This is a genomic window from Methanospirillum stamsii (genome assembly GCF_003173335.1).
Classification (GTDB): Archaea; Halobacteriota; Methanomicrobia; order Methanomicrobiales; family Methanospirillaceae; genus Methanospirillum; species Methanospirillum stamsii.
The window spans coordinates 1-22,442 of record NZ_QGMZ01000056.1 but is presented as its reverse complement, the minus strand read 5'-3'; the positions used below and the strand labels follow the sequence as shown (position 1 = coordinate 22,442).

Sequence of the window (22,442 nt, the reverse complement as noted above, 5' to 3'; positions counted from 1 at the left end):
TTCTCCAGCAGCATTGGAAAAAACATTAAGTAATGTATCATTCTTGATTGTTTTTATTGATCGAATATTCGGAGTATAAACATGAAATTACCCCTGCCGACCTTCAAGGTGGGGGTGTCTCCAAGATTAGGTCCGGATACCTGGTAAATGCCTGCAAAAAAGGGTTATTTTTTTACTGAAAAGAAATGAGATGTAAGAATAAGTGTTCCTGTAGCAAAGCACACAATTATCAGTACATCGGCAGGGAGCAAAAACTGACCCTCCCCCAGGATAATGTGACGCATAATATCAACCCCGTAAGTCAGCGGATTACAATAACTGATTGCTTTCAGCCATTCAGGTGCATTGGTGAGCGGCCATAAAGCCCCGCTTAAAAAAAAGGTGGGCATGATGATAAATCCCATAATCCCCTGAAAACCCTCCGAACTCTGGATTGAAGAAGCAAACGCGAGTCCAAACCCGTTATACCCAAGAGAGATCAAAAACATTACCGGAATTACCAGGATAATCTGTATTGCTGAGAGGTGAATTCCTACAATAAACGCGAGCAGGAGAATAAATACTCCTTCAATAATAGCGGTAGTTGCTCCACCAAGTGCTTTTCCAATTACAATTGATATTCGGGATATCGGGGCGACCATGATCTCCTTTAAAAAACCAAAATCCCGATCCCAGATGATGGAGATTCCTGACCGGATTGAGGTCATTAAAAGCGTCATTCCTATAATCCCCGGAAAAATAAATGCTGAATAACCGTTACCCATGATACCCATCCGGACATTAATTCCCATCCCTCCGCCAAATACAAAAAGCCAGAGAACCGGTGTAACCAGTGAACTTGCAATACTGACTCGTTCCCGGGAGAATTTTGTCATTTCACGAAGCCATATGGTGTATATGGCTTTGATCTCTTTGTTCATCGTCTCCTCCTGCTTTTCCGGTACTGTGAAGTGAAATTATCATCCTCTTCTTTTCGAATCTCTTTTCCGGTGTAATGTAAAAAGACGTCATGCATTGAGGATTCATGAATACTAATATGGTCTATCTCAATACCCGCTTCTCTTGCAATGTCAAAGATCTCCTGGACAATATTTCCATTATGGATGACCTGTACCTCAAGCAGTCCGGATTCAGTTGAGACTTTACAAATCCGGGGATTATCTGATAGTAATGATGCAAGAATCTCCGGTGATTTCATATTAAAACTGATTTTTTCGCCTTGTAAATCCTGTTTCAGGTTTCCAGGTGTATCCCGGACGATTATTTGTCCTTTATCAATAATTGCAACCTCATCACAGAGCAGATCTGCTTCATCCATGTAATGGGTAGTGAGCAGGACTGTCAGATCTCCTTTCTTTTTCCGGGTAAGTTCCTGAATATATGACCAGATATGTTCCCTGGTCTGAGGATCAAGTCCGATTGTTGGTTCATCAAGAAAAAGGATATGCGGATGATGTAGAAGTCCCCGTGCCATCTCAAGACGACGTATCATTCCTCCCGAATATGTTCTCACGAGATCGTCTGCCCGGTCGGAGAGTTCAAGAAGGGCGAGGACTTCATCAATCCGGCCTGCAATTTTGTCTTCCGGTACATTATAGAGCATGGCATGAAATTTCAGGTTCTCTCGTCCGGTAAGCCGATCATCAATACTAATGCTCTGAAAAACGATCCCGATACTTTGTCTGACTTTTTCTGATTCTGTGAGAATATCATATCCATTGACCGTAGCAGTGCCGGATGTCGGGTTTAATATGGTACAGAGCATGGAAAGGAGCGTACTTTTTCCGGCTCCGTTAGGGCCGAGAAGCCCGAAGATGGTACCTTTGTGAATGGCTAGATTCAAAGAATTAACTGCTGTTAGGGTTCCGAATTGTTTGGTCAGATTGTATGTCTGAATTGCAACCATAGTATCAAAAAATTACTGATTATTCATAATCAGTGATCACTACATAAATATCATGATTCACCTCTCCCGAATGTACATCCAAAAATCAAAATATTTAAAACAAAAAAAGAAGAATCAGGCTCCGGAAATCAGGATTGAGCAACAAAAGAATTCAAATAATTAAATCCTAAATCAGCATGAGAAACATTAACGAAACCATGGGTTGAAATATGTTGGTTCAATTCATCTGCTGAAATTCGCATGTGTAAAGGAGGACCAAAATCCAGATTTTCCTTATTACATTCAATTATTGCCAGTTTCCCTTCTGGTTTTAACACACGTTTGATCTCCCTGAGCAACATTGGAAGAGCCTGATTCAGGTCAAGACTATGTAGAACTGTCGAGATTAAACAGATATCAATGCAACTGTTTTCAAATGGCAGAGGATTTCGGATATCATTGACGACTGCATGGATATTTTCAAGGCCTTCTGTTTTTGCTCTTTCCATGAGAGCATGAACAAGCCCTTCCTGTATGTCTGTAGCAAAAACAGTCCCACTCCTGCCCACTTCAGTACCTGCCCGGATTGCATAATCCCCGGTGCCACACCCGATATCAAGAAATGTATCACCTTCTTTGAGGTTTAATTCCCTGAACACCAGGTCTGGATCCTGCATCCAGTAACTGCTCGGACCCCTTCCTCTCCGATGTCCCGGACCTGGTCTTGTCATTGAACCTTTACAAATATTGGCATCATTCATGTGATATTTCTCCTCTTATACCGGTTCCTTGAGATATCCATGTTCCCGGAGGTTTAGTTCAACAATTCCCTGTCCGTTTACTTCCTGTAATTTCCCGCTGCACATAAAACACATATTCCGCATCAGTCCACGTTTCCGGGTTTTTGTCTCCATTACCTCTTCTCCACATTCCGGACATACCATGGTGCCGGTAATGGGTGCCCGTTCAGGAATTACCGGGATAACCCGCTCGGATGCAAATAATTTTTCAAAGGGGTATTTAATGATTGCAAATGCTGCTTCACGCCCCTTTTCCCTGAACAATTTTTCTTCTTCCTTTGTTCCCTTTCTTTTCATGATTACTTTATCCATAAGCGGATAAAATTCCGGAACATCTTCATTGATTAATGTCCTGAAATCCGGGAGCAGGCGAACACGGACTCCTTCTTTTTCGTTCCGGGATACAAACGTAACCGCATGTTTTCCAAGATCCCGGTAAATGAGTGAATTATTACCAAGAGTGCATCCTGAAACTGCCTGCACCCCATCTGCAAAACAGGCGTTAACCTCAATAATCGCCAGGAGGTTCTCCATGATTCCATCGGAATCAAGACTGTCTTTTTCCAAAAGACTGAGACCATATAACGAAGCCATAACACCGAGAGCACTTCCCGGACAATAATGCCCATGGATCTCGGCTGTTTTTATCAGGCATGATGCTGCATCTCTCTTCTGAATTGCTTCTTTAAAGGCTGCTCTTGGATCGGTTTTGAGTTTTTCAATCATCTCTTTGCTCATTATACCAGAACAAAAATCAGATTCTTTCTTATAATTTCGGGGTTTTACCATTCATTTACCTCTTTTTATGAATGAAATTCAGACATGATTTTTTTCATCCAGTCAGGAATAATCACCCCTTCCTGGGGAAACAATACTGGCACATATGGTTTGATATCAAGTACCGGGCTGTTATTGATGGCATCAAGACCGGATACATACAATCTTTTTTCTTCTTTTTTCACCAGTTTTACTACCGTCATTAAAACCGGGTTTGGCCGAGCAGGGCTGTAGGTTGCATAAACACCCTGTTTTGGATAGTTAGTAAGGCCAGCCGGGTGAGTGATTTTCATTGCCCTTCCGGAATCGGTGACCTCATGTCCCCAGTACAGGATCATGATATGTGAGTATTCTTCAACACCCTCAAGAAGTTCGGAAAATTCTTCATCAAGAATGATCTCGGAAATCCGGACATCAGTCTCTGTCATATCTCTCATAGCAGATGTACATGCCTGGTTATGCTGTAGTCCATCCGCTCCAACAACCAGCGGTGGGGCAAGGAGATCATTTTTCACTATTCCAACGGGTTTTATACAAATTTCATAATTAGTCAAGGTGTTATTTGTCATAGTTTCAGGTATTTTTGGATTATTTATCTGAAAAAGTTTTTCAAAAATGTGTCAGATTTTTTTTATCTCATCAAAAGATTTCTGTAAAATTTCAATTGCTTTTTGCTGCTTTTCGGGAGGCAGGTCTTCCACGTAAAACCTGATATCCATCATGAAATTGATAAAAGTAAATTTTTCTTCACCAAATATTTCCCGATGGAGTTTTTTGAAGAAAGTGACCCTGGTTTCAGCTTCGTCTTTTTTCTCTTTCAGGGTATGATGCATCATTCTTCCTTCTTCTGTGAGTTCAAAGGTGATTTTTGATCTTTTTCCTATCTCTTTTACCTGAATGAGGCCTTCCTGCTCCAATGATTTTAAAAGTGGATACAGTGTCCCTTTATTTGGCACCCAGGTATTGTCGGTTGTCTCACTTATCTCCTTTAACAGTTCATATCCAGATTGTGGTTTTTTCTCCAATAAATGGAGAACGAGTAGAGTAAGCAATCCTCTTTCCTTTCCATCCTCCGGAGCAAATTTCCAGATATTTTTCATGATAAACACATGTTGGATTTTTCATTCATTATGTCTAACGGTTGATAAAAATACGGTTAATATCAAACCGTTATAATTACATTGGGAGTCGATATCTATAACTGTTTCTCATTGTGTGAGAATTTTTTAAAATATCACAAGCTTTTTTCAAAAAATGTATTGATTCCTGGCTTTATTATGAACTACGGACATTTATGGAAAAAATCATTTTTTATTCTGGATAGCATCAGTGACTTTTTTTACCTGTTCAGGTGAGAATTTTCTTCCTTCTTTCTTTTCTATGCCGAGATCGGTGACCAGAACATGATGATTCACTTCCAGTCCTGCCTGAAGAGCAATTTTCTTTGCACACGCCATATTACATCCGTCAATCGCCACGATTTTTTCTGTTCCTTGTAATCGGTTTTGGATAATCTCCGGATTTAACGCAAGGAGGGCAGTACAGTAATATTGTCCGTATTCTTCATCTGCCAGAGCAATTGCTGCCTGGTTTGTGATTTGTCCGGTATTTGCCTGACCGCAGCATGGGATAAGTATGTGTTCTGCACTTGTTTTCGTGCCAGGTTCCTCTTTTGTATTCATAAAATTTTCTCACATTGATAGAATTTTGTTCAAATTCTCTTTTTTTTCCTAAAAATTTACAGGTAGTAGAGGAATGATTCTACCTTGCTTTCATCATGCTCATTTCTTGTCCCATCAAATGTCAGATTCAGGATTGGTTTCTGATGATCAGAATCAAATCCTTTATGAAGGGTATTGAGCAGAATTCCTGTATTCTCGTACATTGATGAGAGAGTAATGACTCCGCTTACTGATGCTGGTAACCCGAGGACTTTTGCTTCCCGGTACCTGCCAAATGCACCGGCATAATACCCGGTGGATGCATCTGCAAGCCTGATAAGATCATCTGCCTTTTCTTCGTAAGGGCTGAATTCTCCAAGTACCTGATGTATCTGGCTCATGTAGTCCTCAAGAACTGAGAGTTTCTGTAAGAGTGTTTTTGTTCTCTCGTTCCCATACTGGAGAATATAATCTTTCCAGGTCTGCCAGAGATATTCACTTAATGGTGCATACATGATCCTGGCGGATTTATTTTCAATCTCACTTAGAATCTGACTATTAAGCACATCATTGTAGAGAACCAGGGGTTCACCTATGGCAAGCACGGTTTTTTCCGGCGGTGCAGATTGGAGGATCATTGAAATCTCCCAGGCTATTGTTTTGAGGGAATGAATATCCAGTTCATTCCTCTGTATCATGCCTTTTATCTGGTTCAGGTACCGTGCCCGGTCAGATACCGGAGTAGTCAGAACAAGGTCTCCGGCAATCAGGATAACATAGAGGGAATTGAGAAAATCTTCATCCTCGTATATGATATCTTCAATGTATGGAGATTCTATTCCGATGTGAGAAAGCCCCTCTTCATCAAGAACGGTCCGGATAAATCGGTTGTACTGCCCATCTGCTTCCGCCCCTTCGCTTTGGGGGATAAACAGGATTTTAGAATTTTCATCTGTATTTCGTATACCCGGAATATTCAGAGCATCGCCAAGAAGGGCCGCCATTGAGAAATATTCATTGGTTATGGTGTGTTTTCTTCCATCATCAATTGATTTCTCACTGGTTGGTGAAAAGAGGTGTGCCCGCACTCCTTTTTTATTCAGAAATTCACAGAAGAGTCCGGAATATGGATAGAGATCTGGCAGATAATATTCGGACGAACTGGAAAATCCAAGCCCGTTGGTTGTTATCTTTGTTTCAGGATGAGGAACATGTGCCGGATAAGAACTCATATCTTCTGCCGGTTTTGATGGAATGTGATTCAGACTGTTTACAAATGCCTCAAGTCTTGTTACCACTCCAACTCCGGATGAGTGTTCATCAACTTCTATGTTCAGGTATGGCTTATCTCCCATTATCTCCTTGAAATAGTGGGTGAAAACCGTATCCGGGCCACATCCGTGATGGGTTAGAAAGATAGCATAGAGGTTTGGGTGCTGTTTTACTACCTGTGCAGCTTCAAGAATATGCTGACCAAATGGCCAGAACATGTTCGGGTGCTCTTTGGAAATGTCACATTCCGGAATATTATAAAATGCCAGGGTGTTAAATCCCATCTCTTTTAATTTTCCCGGTATTCCAAGGTTTAAAACCGGATCAGCCACGCCATAAGTTTTGGATATCAAAACAAAGACCTTCTCATCAGGTTTAAGATTACTCACTATCTCTTTACCTCGTTTTTCAAGACGACTTTCAAAATCCTTAAATGCCTTCATACCTTGTTGAAGGGCTTTTCCTGTTTGTTCAGGTGTCCGATCAAGTAACGTGCCAAGGTTCATGAAACTTTTTTTCATGAATCCCTCCCCAAGGCTGAATCCGATGGTGGGTGAAAGCAGTTTTATTCCCTTTTTGTCTAGTTCCATGGCTCGGTTGACCAGTTTGAATGCAAGCTGCATGTATGGGCATCCAAAATCCTGCCTGGTATGAGAACCCGGGTGGAGAACGGTGTAAAGATCAGGGAAGAAGATGTAATCTACTTTTTTCTCAACCAGTTCAGCAACATGTCCGTTGATAAGTTTTATCGGGTAACAGGTCTCGTCAAGAGAATAATCCTGTCCAAGCCAGATGGTCTTTTCACTGGTTGGATCTGAAAGGATGACATTATAGCCAAGTTCGCGGAAAAAGGCATTAAACATCGGGTACATCCCATAGGTGAACAGTGCCCGGGGAATTCCAATGGTTTTTTTATGTGGATCAAGAGTTCCGTCATAGCCTTCAAAGATAAGATCGGCAACCATATCCTCAAAATCAGAACCCGTGACCTGCTGCACGGATTCTTCTTTTTCTTCCCCTATAGGTACGCTTTGATAAAATCCTTTAAAAGTACTCTTCTTTGATCCCATCTCTTCGCTGGTCAGGATTGCTGCTCCATACGCTCCGGTTACACTAAAGAACGGGGGAACAATCACTTCTTTTCCGGTCAAAGCACGGAATGCATTGATAATTCCCTGGTTGTAGGCGATTCCTCCCTGAAGGAAGATCCGGTTCCCTATTTTTTTCTGTCCTACTACCCGGTTCAGATAGTTTTTCACAATGGAATAACAAAGGCCGGATATGATATCTTCATTACTTGTTCCATTTGCCAAGTGTGCAGCAATACTGGTCTCGATGAATACCGTGCATCGTTCGCCCAGATAGACCGGATTTTTACTGGTAAGGGCTCTTTCTCCGAATCCATCAAGGGGAATATCGAATTTTTTTGATTGTTCTTCGATAAATGATCCGGTACCTGCAGCACAGATTTTATTCATCTGAAAATCGGAGACAACACCATTTTTCAGGCTGATAAATTTGGAATCCTGACCGCCAATTTCAAATACGGTATCTACATAAGCATCAATGGTCATGGCTGCTTTTGCCTGGGCGGTTATCTCATCTTTAATAATATCAGCACCGAAAAGCCTGGAAATCATATATCTTCCAGAACCAGTTGTTCCAGCTCCGATAACCCTTACTTTATCTCCAAATTCATCTCCCAGTTCTGCAAGTCCGGTGCTGACTGCATGTACCGGATCTCCAAGAGTTCTCAGATACCGGTATGCAATAATTTCATTTTTTTTGTTAATAAGAACCAGATTGGTACTGGTTGAACCGATATCTATCCCAAGATAACAGTCAGTTTTCACTTCTTCTAAAGGAATGGGGACACGTGTGTGTTTGTTGCTAATATCATTCTGTCCGAACTTATCTAGAGCTGGCAGGGTAAGATCAAGGTTTTCATGTGAATAAAAGGCATCTTCCTGTGAAAGGATAGTTTGGAGCTCATCGTATGAGATGTTGAGATTATTTTGCCTGGCGATAATTGCAGTACCGATTGCAGCTGCATTTTCACTAAAATCTGAAACGATGAGGTCATTTTTAGTAATATTCAGGATTTCTTTCAGGGCATTGACAATCGCTCCGTTCTGAGCTACACCACCGGCAAAAAACAGGGGTTTTGTAATGGGTAGTTTTTTCATTACCGCCCCACGGTAATTTCTGATCAAAGCATAGGCCAGACCCTGCAGTATGTCTTCAACCGATACTCCTTCCTGCTGGTGGTGGATGATATCTGTTTTTGCAAATACGCTGCATCTTCCTGCAATCCGGGGGATTGTACTGCTTTTTGCTGCATATATTGCATAATCTTCAATTGAGAGGTTCAACCGTGAGACCTGCTCTTCCAGAAATGATCCGGTTCCTGCAGCACAATTGGAGTTCATTGAAATTTCTATGCCTGATTTGTCCAATTTGGTAAATCCGGTGATATATCTGGCGGTCTGTCCTCCGATATCAATGATTGATCTGACTGAGTCATCCAGGCAAAGACTCCCTTCAAGAAGTGCCGAGACATCATTGACATGATGAATGGTTTGTTCCTTGGAGATCCACTTTGATTCACTGCCGGTTACTGCTCCGGTTGTGATGCATGAAGGGGAATACTGGCTTTCCAGGGTTGCAAGCATTTGTTTAAGTGTCTCTTTGATTTTTCCCTTATGAAGGACATAATCACCATAAACCGGTTTTAGAATTCCGTTTACGAGACTAATCTTTATCGATGAGTATCCGATGTCAATTCCGATACTAAAATGTTCAGGTAGCATTTTTGTTCCTTTGATTTCCGGATTGTCCGGATATGGTTTCATACTTGGTTTAGTTTCACTCATATTTGCCTCTGAATAGTAAACCACGAATTTTGGGTTTTTTTGCATAGTTTGCATTTTTTTTTGGTAAACCAAAATGGTGATATTTAGGCCATTCCCAATTGAACCTGAATCCATGATTCAGGATCATACTTGTTTCTCAACGGTTAGATTTCAACTAATAATTATGGGTGCTCATGGCATATTTAGATAGTTCCCAAAAAATTTTCGATGATGGGGGTTTACCCGAAATTTATATCCCGGAGAACTATGGGCATTTTCAGTGTGATTGGTACACAGAAGGTGTGAAGGCAATTGATGGAGAGAAAAGAATTTTATGCGGTAAAAAAATTCAGGAATGCCACTATTTACGGGAAAACCTTCAAGCTGCGTTCCATGAAGGAGTGAAGCAAGTAGTTATCTCCTTCTCTTCAACTGTATTTTATTCAACTTTTTTTTAACAAAGTATAATAAACTTGAATGACAACAAAATACGGATGAATCGGAAAAAGATTATCATAATAACATTGATTATTTTGTTATTAACGATAGGTATCACATCAGCCCAAGAAGGGTACCCTAGGACGGTGAAGGATTTCTATGGAAATGAAATAGTATTAGATAAAGCCCCCGAAAGAGTCGTCACTTCGGGATTGGAATATCTTGCTTACTTAGGCAAAGATGTAGTCGACAGAGTCATATGGTCTTCTAAAAGTAGCGATTCCCCCACCGACATGGCTATCACTGAAATCTTTGGAACAGAGGACATTTGCACAATGGAAGGATCCATGATAACCATGGTTGAACAGATCATTGCAAAGAAACCTGATCTTGTCCTTATTGGTGATAGCAAAACCAGCGAGGAAGATCGTGCAGAGTTTAGGGAAAAAATGAACGCCGCTGGCATTCCGGTCTACTTTTACACCTGTCAAAGCAATCTTTTCAGTAATTCTAAGGAATGCCTGGAAGTCAATCTCCTTCCCATCTCTGAAATTTTCGCAAAAGAAGATAGGGCTCATTATTTGATAGATCTCATTGACGAAGGGACAAAGAATCTTGAAACAATGCTCCAAAAATCAGACATACCCGAAACAAAGAATGTGTACGTTGCTGGAGGGGCAGGCAAATCAAGACCCAATTTCCTTGGTTCTTCGCCTGCAACGTACCATCCCCTGCTCTATCTTGATGATTACGTGCACAATATTATGTACGACATCACTGACGAAGAATATCTTACGATGGAATTCGAAAAATTGTACCAATATGAGGAAGAAGAGGGCAAGATTGATGTTATATTTATCAGTCTGGGATGCTGGGATAATTTCAAGGAATTATGGCATAAAGATCCCAATAAATTCAATGTATTAACCCCTTTCAAAACCGGTGAAGTATATGTAGTGACAGACTGGTTTCCCCGAGCATATATGTGTCTCGGTGGAGCGTATCTTCTTGCATCTAATCTCAATCCGGAAGCTCTAGAAGATTTTGATGTGAACAATTACGTCCGGACACTTATGAATGAATTCTATGGAGATGAGCAGGCAGGTGGCATTGTATATAACAAGGTAGTTGAGTATCTTCAAGATAAAACCGGACAGGATATTCAGTTATTCGGAAAAGTGAATTTGGCTAAGGTGTAGAGAACGTGAACCTTTCATCCATCTCAAAAAAAAAATCAAAAGAAGAAAATGATGAGAGGGGGAACTCGAATCCATACCTTTTTTTCAAAGCCAAAAAAAAGATTATAATACTTATTCTAATTGCTGCATCTATTGTAGTGAGCCTGATCTCTCTTGGGATGGGTGCTTATTCTATGTCTGTTTGGAAAGTCATTGAAACATTACTGTTTAACAATGACTCCGTTTCCGGAGTAGTAATTTGGGATATTCGGCTACCTAGAATTTTTGCTGCAGTGATTGTAGGATCTGCACTTGCGATATCGGGATCGGTAATGCAATGTATATTACGAAACCCTCTTGCATCTCCGTACACTCTTGGGATTTCTAATGCAGCAGCATTTGGAGCAGCTATGTCCATAGCAGCATCATACATGAGTTGGTTTAATGAAACGTGGTTGGAAGATGCACTCAACAGTATATATGGAATGTCTTCATTTGCCTTTTTATTCTCTATGCTCACTGTTGGGATAATAGTCATATTATCCAAAAAATCAGAATTTGCTCCAGAAAGCATTATCCTCGCAGGTGTGGCTATGGGATCAATTTTTGGAGCTGCTTTGTCTTCTTTGCAGTATTTTGTTGATTCTGAAACTCTCCAGGCAATCGTTTTTTGGCAGTTCGGGGATCTATCCAAAGCTACTTGGAGTGATCTCAGCCTTGTATTAATTTTTTTGTTGTTTATCACTTCCTTTTTTATCTACCACCGACTTGATTATAATTCAATAGAAGCAGGGAGCGACATCGCAAAAAGTCTGGGGGTGGATACGCAAAGACTTACCATTCTTTCAATGTTATTCGCATCCGTGTTAGCAGCAATTTGTGTTGCTATGGCAGGTATCATCGGATTCGTTGGATTACTGGGCCCCCATCTCATGAGAAGGCTCATCGGTGGAGATTATAGGCAATTACTTCCTGCTTCAATGGTAATGGGGTCTTTAATTCTTCTATTATCTGATGCCATAGGAAGGATTCCATTCGAATCACCGATACCTGTCGGTATTATTACATCTCTTTTAGGAGGACCTATGTTTCTGTATATCTTGGTAAAAAAAGATTGGAGGGGACGTAAATAGGAATAAAAGTTGAATCTCTTGAATTTTCTTACGGAAGAAGGAGGATTTTGGATGATATTTCGTTCATGGTGGAAAAAGGAGATGTGGTTTCGGTACTCGGCCCCAATGGAGCTGGAAAGACTACTTTAATAAAAAATATTTGTAGAATTCAGAATCCTGACAGTGGTTTCATTTTTATTGATGATACCAACATACATAATTACAAAAAAAGGGAATTTGCAAAACGTGTTTCATATGTTCCCCAGCAAATCGTCCCTTCTTTCATGACAGTTTTCGATTCAATTCTAATCGGGAGAAGGCCTCACATTAATTGGGCAGTAACAAAAGAAGACGAGGACATGGTATGGGACGTAATCAGATTATTCTCTATGGAAAAACTAACTCTTACTTATCTAAATCAATTAAGCGGCGGAGAGTTACAAAAAGTTCAAATAGCTCGTGCTGTTGTACAAAACACAGATGTTATAATACTGGACGAGCCAACAAATAACCTGGATGTAGCAAATCAACACGCTATGCTTGCTATGATACGATCCATTGTTAAAAAAAATAATGCATGTGCTGTGATGATAATGCATGACATTAACATGGCTCTTTATTATTCTGATAAATTTGTGTTCATGAAGGATGGTCAAGTTGTTAATTGTGGGGATAAGAATATCGTCACCCCTGATCTCGTTAAAGAGATTTATGGAATTGAATCAAAAATAATGTACAATTCCGGAATGCCCATTGTGGTTGCTAAAAAAAGTGATTTCAATAATGAAGAAAAATTGAATGAAATTGGCTGGATTAAAAAAAAGTGATAAAGACAGGGATAACTTCAATGTGATGAGAAAAGATGTTTGACAATCATATATTCAGTCCATTAATTACAGTTTCTAATTTAGTAATCATTTTCCGTTGTAAATGTATTTTACCTTATAATGACAAATAGTTGATAATTTTTTAGTGAACTTTATTTTATCTGAACCACCTGTTCTGATTGAATATGAGTATTATTTAGCTAATTTTTATCATGGAAAGGATTCCTAAAATGGAGGTGTAAACCTTTTGAAAACAGAAGAAATTAGGAGAATTTTTTTTTTAGTTCCGGGTTTTACAATTTTCTTCGATACAGTCAATAAACGAAATAAGTTTACCGTATGAATCCTGTGAGAGTCCATGCTCCATCATGCAGGCATCACGGTTTGCAATGATGGAATCAACTCCGGCAAGTTCCAAAAGCCTTCGGATTGCATGATGTGACTTAAGTGTCCGTTCTGCTATCTGTATTCCTTCCGGTGTTAACGTCACGCCGCCATACTTTTCATAATTTACATACCCTGCTTCCTGGAGTTTTTTAAAACGTTCAGTCACTGTCGCAGGAGAAATAATCAGAGCACCTGCGATGTCACGGGATTTGGCATATCCCTTTTCCAATGAGATCTTATAAATTTCTTCGAGCAGGTCTTCATTTCGTGGTGATACTTTTTTTATGGTCATAATGTATCCTTTTTTGTTTTTGACAGTCAATAATCGGTAAACCTTGTAATGGAGGAGTTTCATTTTAGGTATTTTGGTTGGGTTTCGTCTTATGGTTTTAATTAAACGGTTATATTCTAACTTTTAATGAGTATTTGAAATTGGTAAATAATAAACCTTTCCGAAATTGTTTTGATGAACCTGAAAAGCCTAAAATTGTTGAATATTCACTGGCAATCGAGTTGATAAGAAGTTGATATTATGCTATAATATATATTAATTACTCGCAAGAAAAGGATAAATAATTTTAATCTTTACGTCATATCTTTTATCTCGAAAAATCGTTCTCCTGATTTCAATGTTCGATTATTCGAATTTTTATAGTAATTAATTTTTAAGGGATACAATGAGTACGCATATTATTGAAGAATTATTGTCTAATCTACCAAAAAAAGATGTTCCTGTCCGTTCGGTGATGGTGGGTGTTCACTGGACTACTGTTTGCAGTACCCATTGCGGTCTGGCAACAACTTTTGTCCCGGATAAACCCCATGATCACACCACTCATGTCCGGAATGTTGGGAATCTTCACCGGAAAAGTGCACAGGAACTGGCACAATATGCCCTTTCTGAAAATACCATGGAGGCAGGAATTGGAATTGCTGCGATTAATTCACTGATGGAGTATCAGGAAGAGGATGCCGTTGAGATGAATGCGTCTGAAGTTCTGATCGAGCGGGGTGCAGGAAAAAATGTTGCAATCGTTGGTCATTTCCCATTTATTCCAAAGGTAAAAAAAGCGGTAAAAAATCTTTGGGTGATAGAACAAAATCCGTTGGAAGGAGATCATCCTGCTCATGCAGCTTCTGATTTAATCCCCCAGGCTGATGTGGTAGCCATCACCGGAAGTTCTCTGATCAATCATACCCTTGATGATCTGCTTGGGCTATGTAAACCGGAGGCGCTTGTAGTTATTCTTGGTCCAACTACGCCCATTTCCCCGGTTCTATTTGATCATGGAGCAAACATCATTGCTGGATCCAAAGTTATTGACGAGAATGCTGTCCTGAATGCTATCAGTCAGGGTGCAACATTCCAGCAGGTTACCGGGGTCAGACTCCTTGCATTTACCAGTCCGGGATCGAGTTTTTAATCCTAATTTTTTCTTTTGGGTCTCTTTTTAATTCTTTTTTGAGAGCAATGGAGAGATCCCAAAATGGTTAAAAATCGATAAAATTCCTCGTATTTCTATTAATTCAGGATGTTTGATTGATTCTCATCTTGTAACAGATAATCCATATGCCTTGGATTTATATGGGTGGATATAAAAGACATCATTAAATTGCGTTATGTGTGGTGTAATCCGGGCCTATGTTGGTGCACCACTTAATCCCCGTTTGAATCAAAAATTCCGGGTTTGCCCAATTATAATGTCTTCATGATTGGGGTATTTAAAAATAACTATGGGGATAAACCCATCTCTCTAATATAAATTATGTTTTAACAAATCATAAATTGAGGTCTGTTTTGGAAAATACCTGTCTAAAAACCATCTCAAAGTTCTTCAGATTCCTCTTGAATCGAATAGGAAAAGGTGTCGAAAAAAACAACTAATAATCTATATAATACATTGAATCAAATTTATTACTATAAATAAATTTTTTTGGTGTAGTGATGAGTTATTTGAAGCGTATTCTGTTGTCAATATTGGTATGTCTGGTTCTTTTTGGAATCCCGGTTACGGCCACTCCGGAGGAATTTAGTCAGACATACAAAGATACCCTTACGGTTTATGGAAATGCCAACATGGATGACATCATCGATGAAAATGATATCAATTATGTGCGGAGCATTATCAGTGGAACAAAAGAAAAGAGTCAGTTCGCTGATGCCAACTGTGATAATATCATCAATGAAGATGATATAACCCGGATAGAAGAGTTAATCGCGGGAGATGCGGATGAAATTCATATTTTGGACATGTCAGACCGTATCGTAACCGTACCTCTTCCGGTAGAAAAAATTGTCTCTGCATCCCGTATGGATTCAACCCGGATGCTGATTGCACTAGGAGCCCAGGATAAAATAGTCGGAGGACCTTTTCCAAATGAGAAAATGGGGGCCTGTGCTGTAAAAGATGCTGCTCCTGAATTAGCCGGCCTTCCGGACCCGGGTAGTTTCAAGGATATTAACGAAGAATTGGTATTATCACTCAACCCTGATGTTACGTTTGTAACGACAGATGTAGATGCAGATTTGCTTCAAGATAAGACTCAGGTTCCAACGATAGCTTTAGCTTCAGCAGGAGATCTCTGGGTTGCTGATATGCTCAGAATAATCGGGGCTGTAACGGGGAAAGATGAAAGAGCACGAGATCTGATTAACTATTCCAAGGAAAAGATTGATGATATCACTCAAATTACCTCTGCAATACCTGATGAAGACAAACCTGTTGTATATAATTGCGGACCCGGCGGAGGTAATGGAGAATTACTGACCGTCTGTAAAAGTTCAGCTGATGAAGTAATGGTGGAAAGAGCAGGGGGCATCGTACCTCCAGGTACTCCGGAGAGTCAGCCCGGTGGCGTAGAAGTATCAAAGGAACAGATTATCCTCTGGAATCCTGATGTTATTACTGTTCATGGAGGAAATACGAATGAAGTCGACGCTATACTTTCCGATCCGGATCTCCAGACGGTAAATGCAGTAAAGAATAAAAGAGTCTACTGCATGAACGTTGCTCAAAACGGTGGAGGAATACTGGGAGAAAAACTTGCCCAGGTGGGGTATCTGGCAAAATTATTACATCCGGACAAATTTGAAAATTTGAATGTTGAATCAAATGGTAATGAAATTATGAAATATGTCTATGGAAAAGACGGGTTATTCTCTGATTATGCAGAAGGATACGATTTTTACCAATGGTAAAAAACCAATTATTTTTTTAATTTTCATTAAAAAACACATGTATTGGCGATATTTATGATATCTGTGTAACTTTCCTATTTAATGCTTCTTTTCAATCATTGTAAAATTTTCAGTTAAAATGGAGTTAATAATGACAGCAACCTTTAGTGAATTACAAAAGTTCGTGACACTAGATCAACTGGTGTCAGAGAAAAAAACCCCGGATATTGTAGCCCCGGTGTTTCCCGGACTTGGATGTGGATTTTTTGCCGTAAGTTTTATTGCACCCCTTATCGAAAAATCTGCTGCTATCATGATTGCCCCTGCAATCTGTGCTCACAATGCCCGGGTTTTCATGTCACGGTTTGAACAATCATCCTTTATGCTCAAAAATAATCTTGTGTTCTTTTTGTATGAAGATGATGATATCATTCATGGAGCAGAAGAAACGATAAAAAATGCGATTGTTGATTTTTATCATAAGCAAAAACCCGAGGTTATTTTTGTTGTAACTTCCTGTCTTCCGGAGATTGTCGGAGAAGATATTGAAGCAGTAGTCCGCCAGGTCAGGGATGTTGTAAAAATTCCGGTTTTATTTATCAGAACTGAAAATTTTACGAATATCTCTTCAAAACAGGGGATGGAACGAGCTTTAGAAGCACTCATAGAATTAATGGATTATCCGGTTCAAAAAATTCCTCATTCTGTAAACATAATCGGTGCATCAGCATTTCGTTCTTTTAATACTGAACTGTTTACGGTTATATCAAAAACCGGATACTCCATTCACTCAGTCATTCCTTCACATACCGATCTTAATACCTTGCAAAAAGCCCCTGAAGCATCCTGTAACATTATCCTGGACAGAGGGGCCCTTCCTCTGGCGGAAAAAATGAAAGAAAAATATCAGATGGATTATTTTCTCTTCGATCGTCCTTTTTCACCAGAATCAATACTTCACCTCTATAGAAATTTAGGTATGTTTCTTTCTGTTGATATTGAATCAATTATCACACCAGAATATAACTCATTATTGCAATTGACTTCTGTATTAAAACAGGGTTTGGCAGGAAAGAAAGCAATCATCTCAATAGGACAAGGAAGAACATTTGATCTGGCGTTCCTGCTACATTCCTTTGGTATTAAAATTGCTGCTATTGCCATAGATGAAATCTTTGAACAGGATTATGCCGATGCGAAAAAATTTCATTCTGATGGTGGAAAATCGGATATTATTCGCAATGCTTCCTGTTATCCGCTGGAAGAATACCTTGTCAGGATAAAACCTGACTATTATATCACGTTTTCAGGATATGAAGAAAATATGTGTAAGGAAAACCACATTGGTTATCGCAATATTCATTCCATAGCATTTCTTAATGGATTTGATTTCGCAATTCACATATTACTGGAAATCTTTGGTGACTACGTACAAACCATTCCGAATTTTGATATTTCTGCCATGAAAATGAGGGTGAATGCATGAGAATTATTGAAACCGGAATTCCAGAGGCCACTGATTATTTTGGAATTCTCTGGACAATGGCTGGAATCAGGGATTGTATCATTGTTGAGCATGGAGCTCCCGGGACTGTTACATACACCCAGATGAGTTTTAATTCGATGAACCGTCGATCCATGTTTCACAAAATTTTTACTTGTGCCGTTAATGAAGATGATGTTGTTATGGGTTCAGATGCACGGCTCAAAGAATCGATTAAATGGGTGGATTCTACGTACCATCCATCAGTCATTGCAGTTGTAGCCACTTCAATAACCGCGGTAATAGGACTTGATATCGATGGAATTGTTCGTTCCCTCCAGCCTGAAGTATCTGCCCGTTTGATTCCATTTTCATCCGGTGGATTTAACGGAACATACTTTTTGGGAATTGCAGAGAGTTCAAAAGCAGTTATCCGTGAATTTATCAAACCCGGTTCATATACCCCTACGAAGAAAAAAGTAAACATACTCGGACCTACGTGTGAACAATTCAACACGATATCGGATCTTGCAGAAATCAGGAGATTGTTATCATTATTGGGGATTTCTATCGGAACGATCTTCCCGGACGGATGCACTACTGATGAAATAAAAAACATACCTGATGCCTCGTTAAACCTGGTTATCAGGGACATAATGATCCCTGTCGGAGAAGAAATTGAAGAGTTATCCGGCCAGAAATATATGTATGGTCTTCCTATTGGTCTGACCGGAACAAAAAAGTGGATTGCCCGGGTATCTGAGTTACTTGGTATTCTTTATCCTGAAGAAATAATAAATGATGAAATATCCCGGTTTGGATTTTCACTTACTTCATTGTTCTTAAAAATTCAACCCTATGATCATTTATCGGTAATTCTTGCCTGCCCTTATGAATATGCATATGGTCTTTCCGAAATGATCATAAAAGACTGGGGCATGCAGGTTTCAGCGGTTTTTTTACCAGAAGAACCACAAATAAGTGAACACGAAAATTATAAAATACTGTTTTCGGATTTAGGGATTCATGACCTATACTGTAACCCTGATGATGATCTTTTTGAGTCAATAGTTAATGGGAAAAAGCCACAAATTCTTTTTGCAAATTCTTACTATCTGAAAATGGCTAAATCAGTCCAGATTAAGATTCCTGCTGCTCATCCGACACCGGATTATATCACCATGTATGATGGAACTCCCTTTGTTGGTTTTCGTGGATATGCATACCTGACTCAGATGATCACCAATATGTGTAATGCTCATCCGGAGGTATTCATAAAATGAGAAGAATAGCGTTATATGGGAAGGGAGGTATTGGAAAGTCTACTACAACCTCTAATCTTTCGATTGTTTTAGCAAAAAAAGGATATACTGTTATGCAAATTGGTTGCGATCCAAAAGCTGATTCAACCAGGATGCTAACTGGTGGAGAGAGAATTACCCCGATTCTAAAGACTCTTCGTCAGGGAAAAGATGGTGTAACTCTTGATCAGTTGGTAACAAAAGGTGATTACGGGATTTATTGTGCTGAGTGCGGGGGTCCGACTCCGGGTGTCGGATGTGCAGGAAGAGGAATTATTTCTGCGTTTGAGCGTTTGGATGCATTAAATGCGTTTAATGAGTTAAAACCGGATTTTGTCTTATATGATGTGCTTGGTGATGTGGTTTGCGGGGGATTCGCGATGCCTCTTCGGAAGGGATATGCAGAAGAAGTATACATTGTGACCTCCGGTGAACTGATGAGTCTGTATGCTGCGGAGAATATTGCTTTGGCAGTTTCACAGTTTAGTCAGAAAGGGTATGCCCGTCTTTGTGGAATTATTCAGAACAGCAGAAATGTTGAGAATGAAGATAAACTCATATCAGATCTTGCCGCTGAAATCGGAGTACGGGTTGTTACCCGAATTCCGCGTGATAAGGTTGTGCAGGAATGCGAGTCTGCCAGATCTACAGTTGCATCTTTTTTTGATGATGGGGCATATGTCCGGGCTATTACTGTTTTGGCTGATGAAATAATCAGCAAAAAAGAAAACCGCTGAAAACAACTATAGATTTTTTTTAAGAATTAGGTTTTTCATATCTTTTTTAATTTAATGCGATTTTTGTTATGTTTTTTTCATTACATGCATAAACAAAAAAAGTAACGTAAAGTTAATTTTATTTGTGCTTCGGAAAAATATCATTATAACAAAAAATTCTGATTTTCATGATCTCAAAAAAAAATTAGTATTTTTGGATGGGTTGGTTTAGATAATGAAATTTTTATTCTGCATTATAGCACTTCTCTCTATTACTTTTTTATTGGTGGCTCCGGTATCAGCATATGATTTCACTTTAAGTGTGTACGGAAATGCCAATATGGATGATATCATCGATGAAGAGGATGTCACGTACTTGAAAGGAATAATCAGCGGAGTAAACGAAAAGACTCAGTTTGCAGATGCTAATTATGATAACATAATTAATGAGGCTGATATTTCACAAATTGAATCTATAATCTCCGGAGATCCGGTAATTCTGACACTTGTTGATAATCAGGGTATGACTGGAAAGGTTAATACACCCGTAAAAAGCAATGCTAATTTATTTTTAGGTTCTGTAAGGCCGGTTGTACAACTTAATTCTATTGATTCAATAGTAGGAATCGGAACTACATCCGGATTAGCAAATAAATTAATTTTTAAGGCACATCCTGAGTTAAAGGATATACCAGAAGTTGGAACCGGTCAGGAACCAAACCAGGAAGCAATTCTTTCTGTAAATCCGGATGTCATTTACGGCGGATTTTTTACTAGTAAAGAAATTGCTCAGGCTTTGAGCCAGAATACCCGGATTCCATTTGTATATGCAGCTCCAAAAGAAGTGGCATCCTTTGACAAAGATGATGGAGCGTATGAAACCTGGAGATTTGTGGGTTTATTGCAGGGTAATGATGACCTGAAACGTGCTGAAGAATTGATTGAGTATAGCAATGAAAAAATCAAGGCTATCGAAGATATAACGTCACAGGTACCTGAAAACGAGAAACCAAAGGTCTATTTTGCATGTTATGCTTCTCCAACGATGACTTCGACATATTATCAACCGATTGATATTGCCGGTGGTATCAATGTTGCAAAAGATTTGCCTGTAGGTACTTCAGGATGGGGAGGTATTGATGTTTCAAAAGAACAGATCATCGAGTGGAATCCGGATGTAATTCTCGTTCATGCAGGGACAAAAGAGGATGATGGAAAACACGGGAGTATAGACGGTATTTTACATGATCCTGCTTTGCAATCCGTCAATGCAGTTAAAAATGAACGCGTTTACGGAACAAAAGGTTGGGATACTGGCTGGGATTCGGCAACCGGTCTTTGTGAATGTTATTATCTTGCTAAATTATTCTATCCGGATTTGTTCACGGATTTGAATGTTGAAAAAGAATGTAATGAAATTTTAGAAGAGTTCTATGGCGTTTCGGGATTGTATGACTGGATGGTCGAAAACTGTGGTAGTTACGTTACCTGGAGATGATGAATAATGATAAAATTTCAGAAATTTTTTCTTTTTTTAGGATTATGTCTTCTGGTTATTGGTCCGGTCAGTGCATATGATTTTACCTTAAGTGTATACGGAAATGCCAATATGGATGATATCATCGATGAAGAGGATATCACATACCTTAAAGGAATAATTAGTGGAGTAAAGGAAAAGACTCAGTTTGCAGATGCAAATTATGACGGAATTGTCAATGAGGATGACATTTCCCGGATTGAATCGATTATTGCAGGTGATGAGACTGAAGTTACAATGGTTGACTGTAACGAAAGAACGGTAACCATGAAAGTTCCCCTGAAAAGAGTTGTTGCAGCATATCCCGGTGCAGTAACGCTAATAACTACCCTGGATTCTTTTGATACGATTGTTGGTGTTGATGAAAATACTATACAAAATGCAGACAGCCAATTATTCGGTCAAAAATATCCGGAAATAAAAAATTTGGAAACGGTTGGAACATTCTCTGACATTAACCAGGAAAAAATCTTATCACTTCATCCGGATGTCGTTATTTCCATGAGTTCCAGTTTGGAACCTGATGTTGCAGATGAAATTCAAAAAAATACCGGCGTTCCTGTCTTTTTCCCAAATTTTAACCGGGTAAAATATGATGATGATGGTGGGTATTTTGAAAACTGGAGACAGACAGGAATTCTCTTTGGTAAACAAAATCGGGCTGAAGATCTCATTTCACTTTGGAATGAGGAAATTGGAAAAGTAGAAGATATTACATCTTCTATTCCGGAAGACGATAAAGTTAAAGTATACATTGCCGGTTTTACCAAAGCTGGTTTTGAAGGAACTCTTTGTTTGTACGATCCGATAGACATTGCAGGAGGAAAAAATGTTGCAGAGGGTGCAGCACCAACCACCAACTTTGGAGTTTTGACCATTTCAAAAGAACAGATTATAAAATGGAATCCGGATGTAATTCTCATTCATAGGGCTGGGAAAGAACCATGGTACCCAATAGAGGATATCGTTTCAGATCCTGAACTCGGCTGAGTTAGGGATGACTTTCGGATAAGTTTTCCTCCAATTTTCAAACACATC

The 22,442-nt window shown here is 39.4% G+C and carries 20 protein-coding genes; 11 read left to right on the top strand and 9 right to left on the bottom strand.

All coding sequences use genetic code 11. The features are described 5' to 3' along the window. Positions 1–164 precede the first annotated feature (164 nt). From DLD82_RS17190 to DLD82_RS17155, 8 genes are all read right to left on the bottom strand, one after another. A complete protein-coding gene (locus DLD82_RS17190) occupies positions 165–920 on the bottom strand; it encodes an ABC transporter permease (protein ID WP_109942364.1) in 756 nt (251 codons plus the stop codon). After that, positions 917–1,906 (bottom strand): ATP-binding cassette domain-containing protein, encoded by a 990-nt coding sequence (locus DLD82_RS17185; protein ID WP_109942363.1) that lies wholly within the window; start codon positions 1,904–1,906, stop codon positions 917–919. The genes DLD82_RS17190 and DLD82_RS17185 overlap by 4 nt, the downstream gene beginning before the upstream one ends. A 128-nt stretch (positions 1,907–2,034) precedes the next feature. Beyond that, on the bottom strand, positions 2,035–2,646 hold the full coding sequence (locus DLD82_RS17180; RefSeq protein WP_109942362.1) for a class I SAM-dependent methyltransferase: 612 nt from the start codon (positions 2,644–2,646) through the stop codon (positions 2,035–2,037). Between the two features lie 15 nt (positions 2,647–2,661). Beyond that, the gene (locus DLD82_RS17175; RefSeq protein ID WP_245920494.1) at positions 2,662–3,423 is read right to left on the bottom strand and encodes an FmdE family protein; all 762 of its coding nucleotides are present in this window, start codon (positions 3,421–3,423) and stop codon (positions 2,662–2,664) included. A 65-nt stretch (positions 3,424–3,488) separates the two neighbouring features. Beyond that, on the bottom strand, positions 3,489–4,031 hold the full coding sequence (gene tsaA, locus DLD82_RS17170) for a tRNA (N6-threonylcarbamoyladenosine(37)-N6)-methyltransferase TrmO (protein ID WP_109942360.1): 543 nt from the start codon (positions 4,029–4,031) through the stop codon (positions 3,489–3,491). A gap of 51 nt (positions 4,032–4,082) precedes the next feature. After that, positions 4,083–4,562, bottom strand: a complete 480-nt coding sequence (locus DLD82_RS17165) for a PadR family transcriptional regulator (protein ID WP_245920493.1) — start codon at positions 4,560–4,562, stop codon at positions 4,083–4,085. A 204-nt stretch (positions 4,563–4,766) separates the two neighbouring features. Beyond that, positions 4,767–5,144 carry a putative zinc-binding protein gene (locus tag DLD82_RS17160; protein ID WP_109942358.1) on the bottom strand — a complete coding sequence of 126 codons (378 nt, stop codon included), beginning with the start codon at positions 5,142–5,144 and terminating at the stop codon, positions 4,767–4,769. A gap of 56 nt (positions 5,145–5,200) precedes the next feature. Continuing rightward, positions 5,201–9,268 (bottom strand): acyl-CoA dehydratase activase, encoded by a 4,068-nt coding sequence (locus DLD82_RS17155; protein WP_109942376.1) that lies wholly within the window; start codon positions 9,266–9,268, stop codon positions 5,201–5,203. A gap of 173 nt (positions 9,269–9,441) precedes the next feature. Between DLD82_RS17155 and DLD82_RS17150 the strand changes: the two genes are divergently transcribed. The 4 genes from DLD82_RS17150 to DLD82_RS17135 all read left to right on the top strand — a co-directional run bounded on the left by DLD82_RS17150 (position 9,442) and on the right by DLD82_RS17135 (position 12,802). Further along, a complete protein-coding gene (locus DLD82_RS17150) occupies positions 9,442–9,705 on the top strand; it encodes a hypothetical protein (protein WP_109942357.1) in 264 nt (87 codons plus the stop codon). Between the two features lie 126 nt (positions 9,706–9,831). After that, positions 9,832–10,884, top strand: coding sequence for an ABC transporter substrate-binding protein (locus DLD82_RS17145; RefSeq protein WP_181391514.1), 1,053 nt, complete (start codon positions 9,832–9,834; stop codon positions 10,882–10,884). Positions 10,885–10,889: 5 nt separating this feature from the next. Beyond that, on the top strand, positions 10,890–11,996 hold the full coding sequence (locus DLD82_RS17140; protein WP_109942355.1) for a FecCD family ABC transporter permease: 1,107 nt from the start codon (positions 10,890–10,892) through the stop codon (positions 11,994–11,996). A 47-nt stretch (positions 11,997–12,043) separates the two neighbouring features. After that, complete coding sequence (locus DLD82_RS17135; protein WP_146199850.1) at positions 12,044–12,802, top strand: ABC transporter ATP-binding protein; 759 nt, start codon at positions 12,044–12,046, stop codon at positions 12,800–12,802. Between the two features lie 280 nt (positions 12,803–13,082). On the opposite strand, the gene DLD82_RS17130 is transcribed toward DLD82_RS17135, so the two are convergent. Continuing rightward, positions 13,083–13,481 carry a metal-dependent transcriptional regulator gene (locus DLD82_RS17130; protein ID WP_109942375.1) on the bottom strand — a complete coding sequence of 133 codons (399 nt, stop codon included), beginning with the start codon at positions 13,479–13,481 and terminating at the stop codon, positions 13,083–13,085. A gap of 385 nt (positions 13,482–13,866) precedes the next feature. Between DLD82_RS17130 and DLD82_RS17125 the strand changes: the two genes are divergently transcribed. The 7 genes from DLD82_RS17125 (at position 13,867) to DLD82_RS17095 (ending at position 22,394) form a co-directional block, all read left to right on the top strand. Next, positions 13,867–14,613, top strand: a complete 747-nt coding sequence (locus tag DLD82_RS17125; RefSeq protein WP_109942353.1) for a DUF364 domain-containing protein — start codon at positions 13,867–13,869, stop codon at positions 14,611–14,613. A 521-nt stretch (positions 14,614–15,134) separates the two neighbouring features. Then, on the top strand, positions 15,135–16,388 hold the full coding sequence (locus tag DLD82_RS17120) for an ABC transporter substrate-binding protein (RefSeq protein ID WP_109942352.1): 1,254 nt from the start codon (positions 15,135–15,137) through the stop codon (positions 16,386–16,388). A gap of 130 nt (positions 16,389–16,518) precedes the next feature. Further along, entirely contained in the window at positions 16,519–17,853 is a 1,335-nt protein-coding gene (locus DLD82_RS17115) for a nitrogenase component 1 (protein WP_181391513.1), read from the top strand. Then, positions 17,850–19,133 (top strand): nitrogenase component 1, encoded by a 1,284-nt coding sequence (locus tag DLD82_RS17110; protein ID WP_109942350.1) that lies wholly within the window; start codon positions 17,850–17,852, stop codon positions 19,131–19,133. The genes DLD82_RS17115 and DLD82_RS17110 overlap by 4 nt, the downstream gene beginning before the upstream one ends. Beyond that, entirely contained in the window at positions 19,130–19,888 is a 759-nt protein-coding gene (locus DLD82_RS17105) for a nucleotide-binding protein (protein WP_109942349.1), read from the top strand. Before DLD82_RS17110 ends, DLD82_RS17105 begins: the two co-directional genes overlap by 4 nt. A 214-nt stretch (positions 19,889–20,102) precedes the next feature. Next, complete coding sequence (locus DLD82_RS17100; protein WP_109942348.1) at positions 20,103–21,365, top strand: ABC transporter substrate-binding protein; 1,263 nt, start codon at positions 20,103–20,105, stop codon at positions 21,363–21,365. A gap of 6 nt (positions 21,366–21,371) precedes the next feature. Further along, a complete protein-coding gene (locus DLD82_RS17095; RefSeq protein WP_109942347.1) occupies positions 21,372–22,394 on the top strand; it encodes an ABC transporter substrate-binding protein in 1,023 nt (340 codons plus the stop codon). The last annotated feature ends 48 nt before the right edge of the window (positions 22,395–22,442 follow it).

Coding starts and splice junctions, on each gene's coding strand:
- DLD82_RS17180 (WP_109942362.1), bottom strand. CDS start 2,646: ATGAATGATGCCAATATTTGTAAAGGTTCAATGACAAGACCAGGTCCG.
- DLD82_RS17115 (WP_181391513.1), top strand. CDS start 16,519: ATGACAGCAACCTTTAGTGAATTACAAAAGTTCGTGACACTAGATCAA.
- DLD82_RS17100 (WP_109942348.1), top strand. CDS start 20,103: ATGAAATTTTTATTCTGCATTATAGCACTTCTCTCTATTACTTTTTTA.
- DLD82_RS17190 (WP_109942364.1), bottom strand. CDS start 920: ATGAACAAAGAGATCAAAGCCATATACACCATATGGCTTCGTGAAATG.
- DLD82_RS17175 (WP_245920494.1), bottom strand. CDS start 3,423: ATGAGCAAAGAGATGATTGAAAAACTCAAAACCGATCCAAGAGCAGCC.
- DLD82_RS17185 (WP_109942363.1), bottom strand. CDS start 1,906: ATGGTTGCAATTCAGACATACAATCTGACCAAACAATTCGGAACCCTA.
- DLD82_RS17165 (WP_245920493.1), bottom strand. CDS start 4,562: ATGAAAAATATCTGGAAATTTGCTCCGGAGGATGGAAAGGAAAGAGGA.
- DLD82_RS17160 (WP_109942358.1), bottom strand. CDS start 5,144: ATGAATACAAAAGAGGAACCTGGCACGAAAACAAGTGCAGAACACATA.
- DLD82_RS17155 (WP_109942376.1), bottom strand. CDS start 9,268: ATGAGTGAAACTAAACCAAGTATGAAACCATATCCGGACAATCCGGAA.
- tsaA (WP_109942360.1), bottom strand. CDS start 4,031: ATGACAAATAACACCTTGACTAATTATGAAATTTGTATAAAACCCGTT.
- DLD82_RS17110 (WP_109942350.1), top strand. CDS start 17,850: ATGAGAATTATTGAAACCGGAATTCCAGAGGCCACTGATTATTTTGGA.
- DLD82_RS17095 (WP_109942347.1), top strand. CDS start 21,372: ATGATAAAATTTCAGAAATTTTTTCTTTTTTTAGGATTATGTCTTCTG.
- DLD82_RS17130 (WP_109942375.1), bottom strand. CDS start 13,481: ATGACCATAAAAAAAGTATCACCACGAAATGAAGACCTGCTCGAAGAA.
- DLD82_RS17105 (WP_109942349.1), top strand. CDS start 19,130: ATGAGAAGAATAGCGTTATATGGGAAGGGAGGTATTGGAAAGTCTACT.
- DLD82_RS17120 (WP_109942352.1), top strand. CDS start 15,135: ATGAGTTATTTGAAGCGTATTCTGTTGTCAATATTGGTATGTCTGGTT.
- DLD82_RS17150 (WP_109942357.1), top strand. CDS start 9,442: ATGGCATATTTAGATAGTTCCCAAAAAATTTTCGATGATGGGGGTTTA.
- DLD82_RS17125 (WP_109942353.1), top strand. CDS start 13,867: ATGAGTACGCATATTATTGAAGAATTATTGTCTAATCTACCAAAAAAA.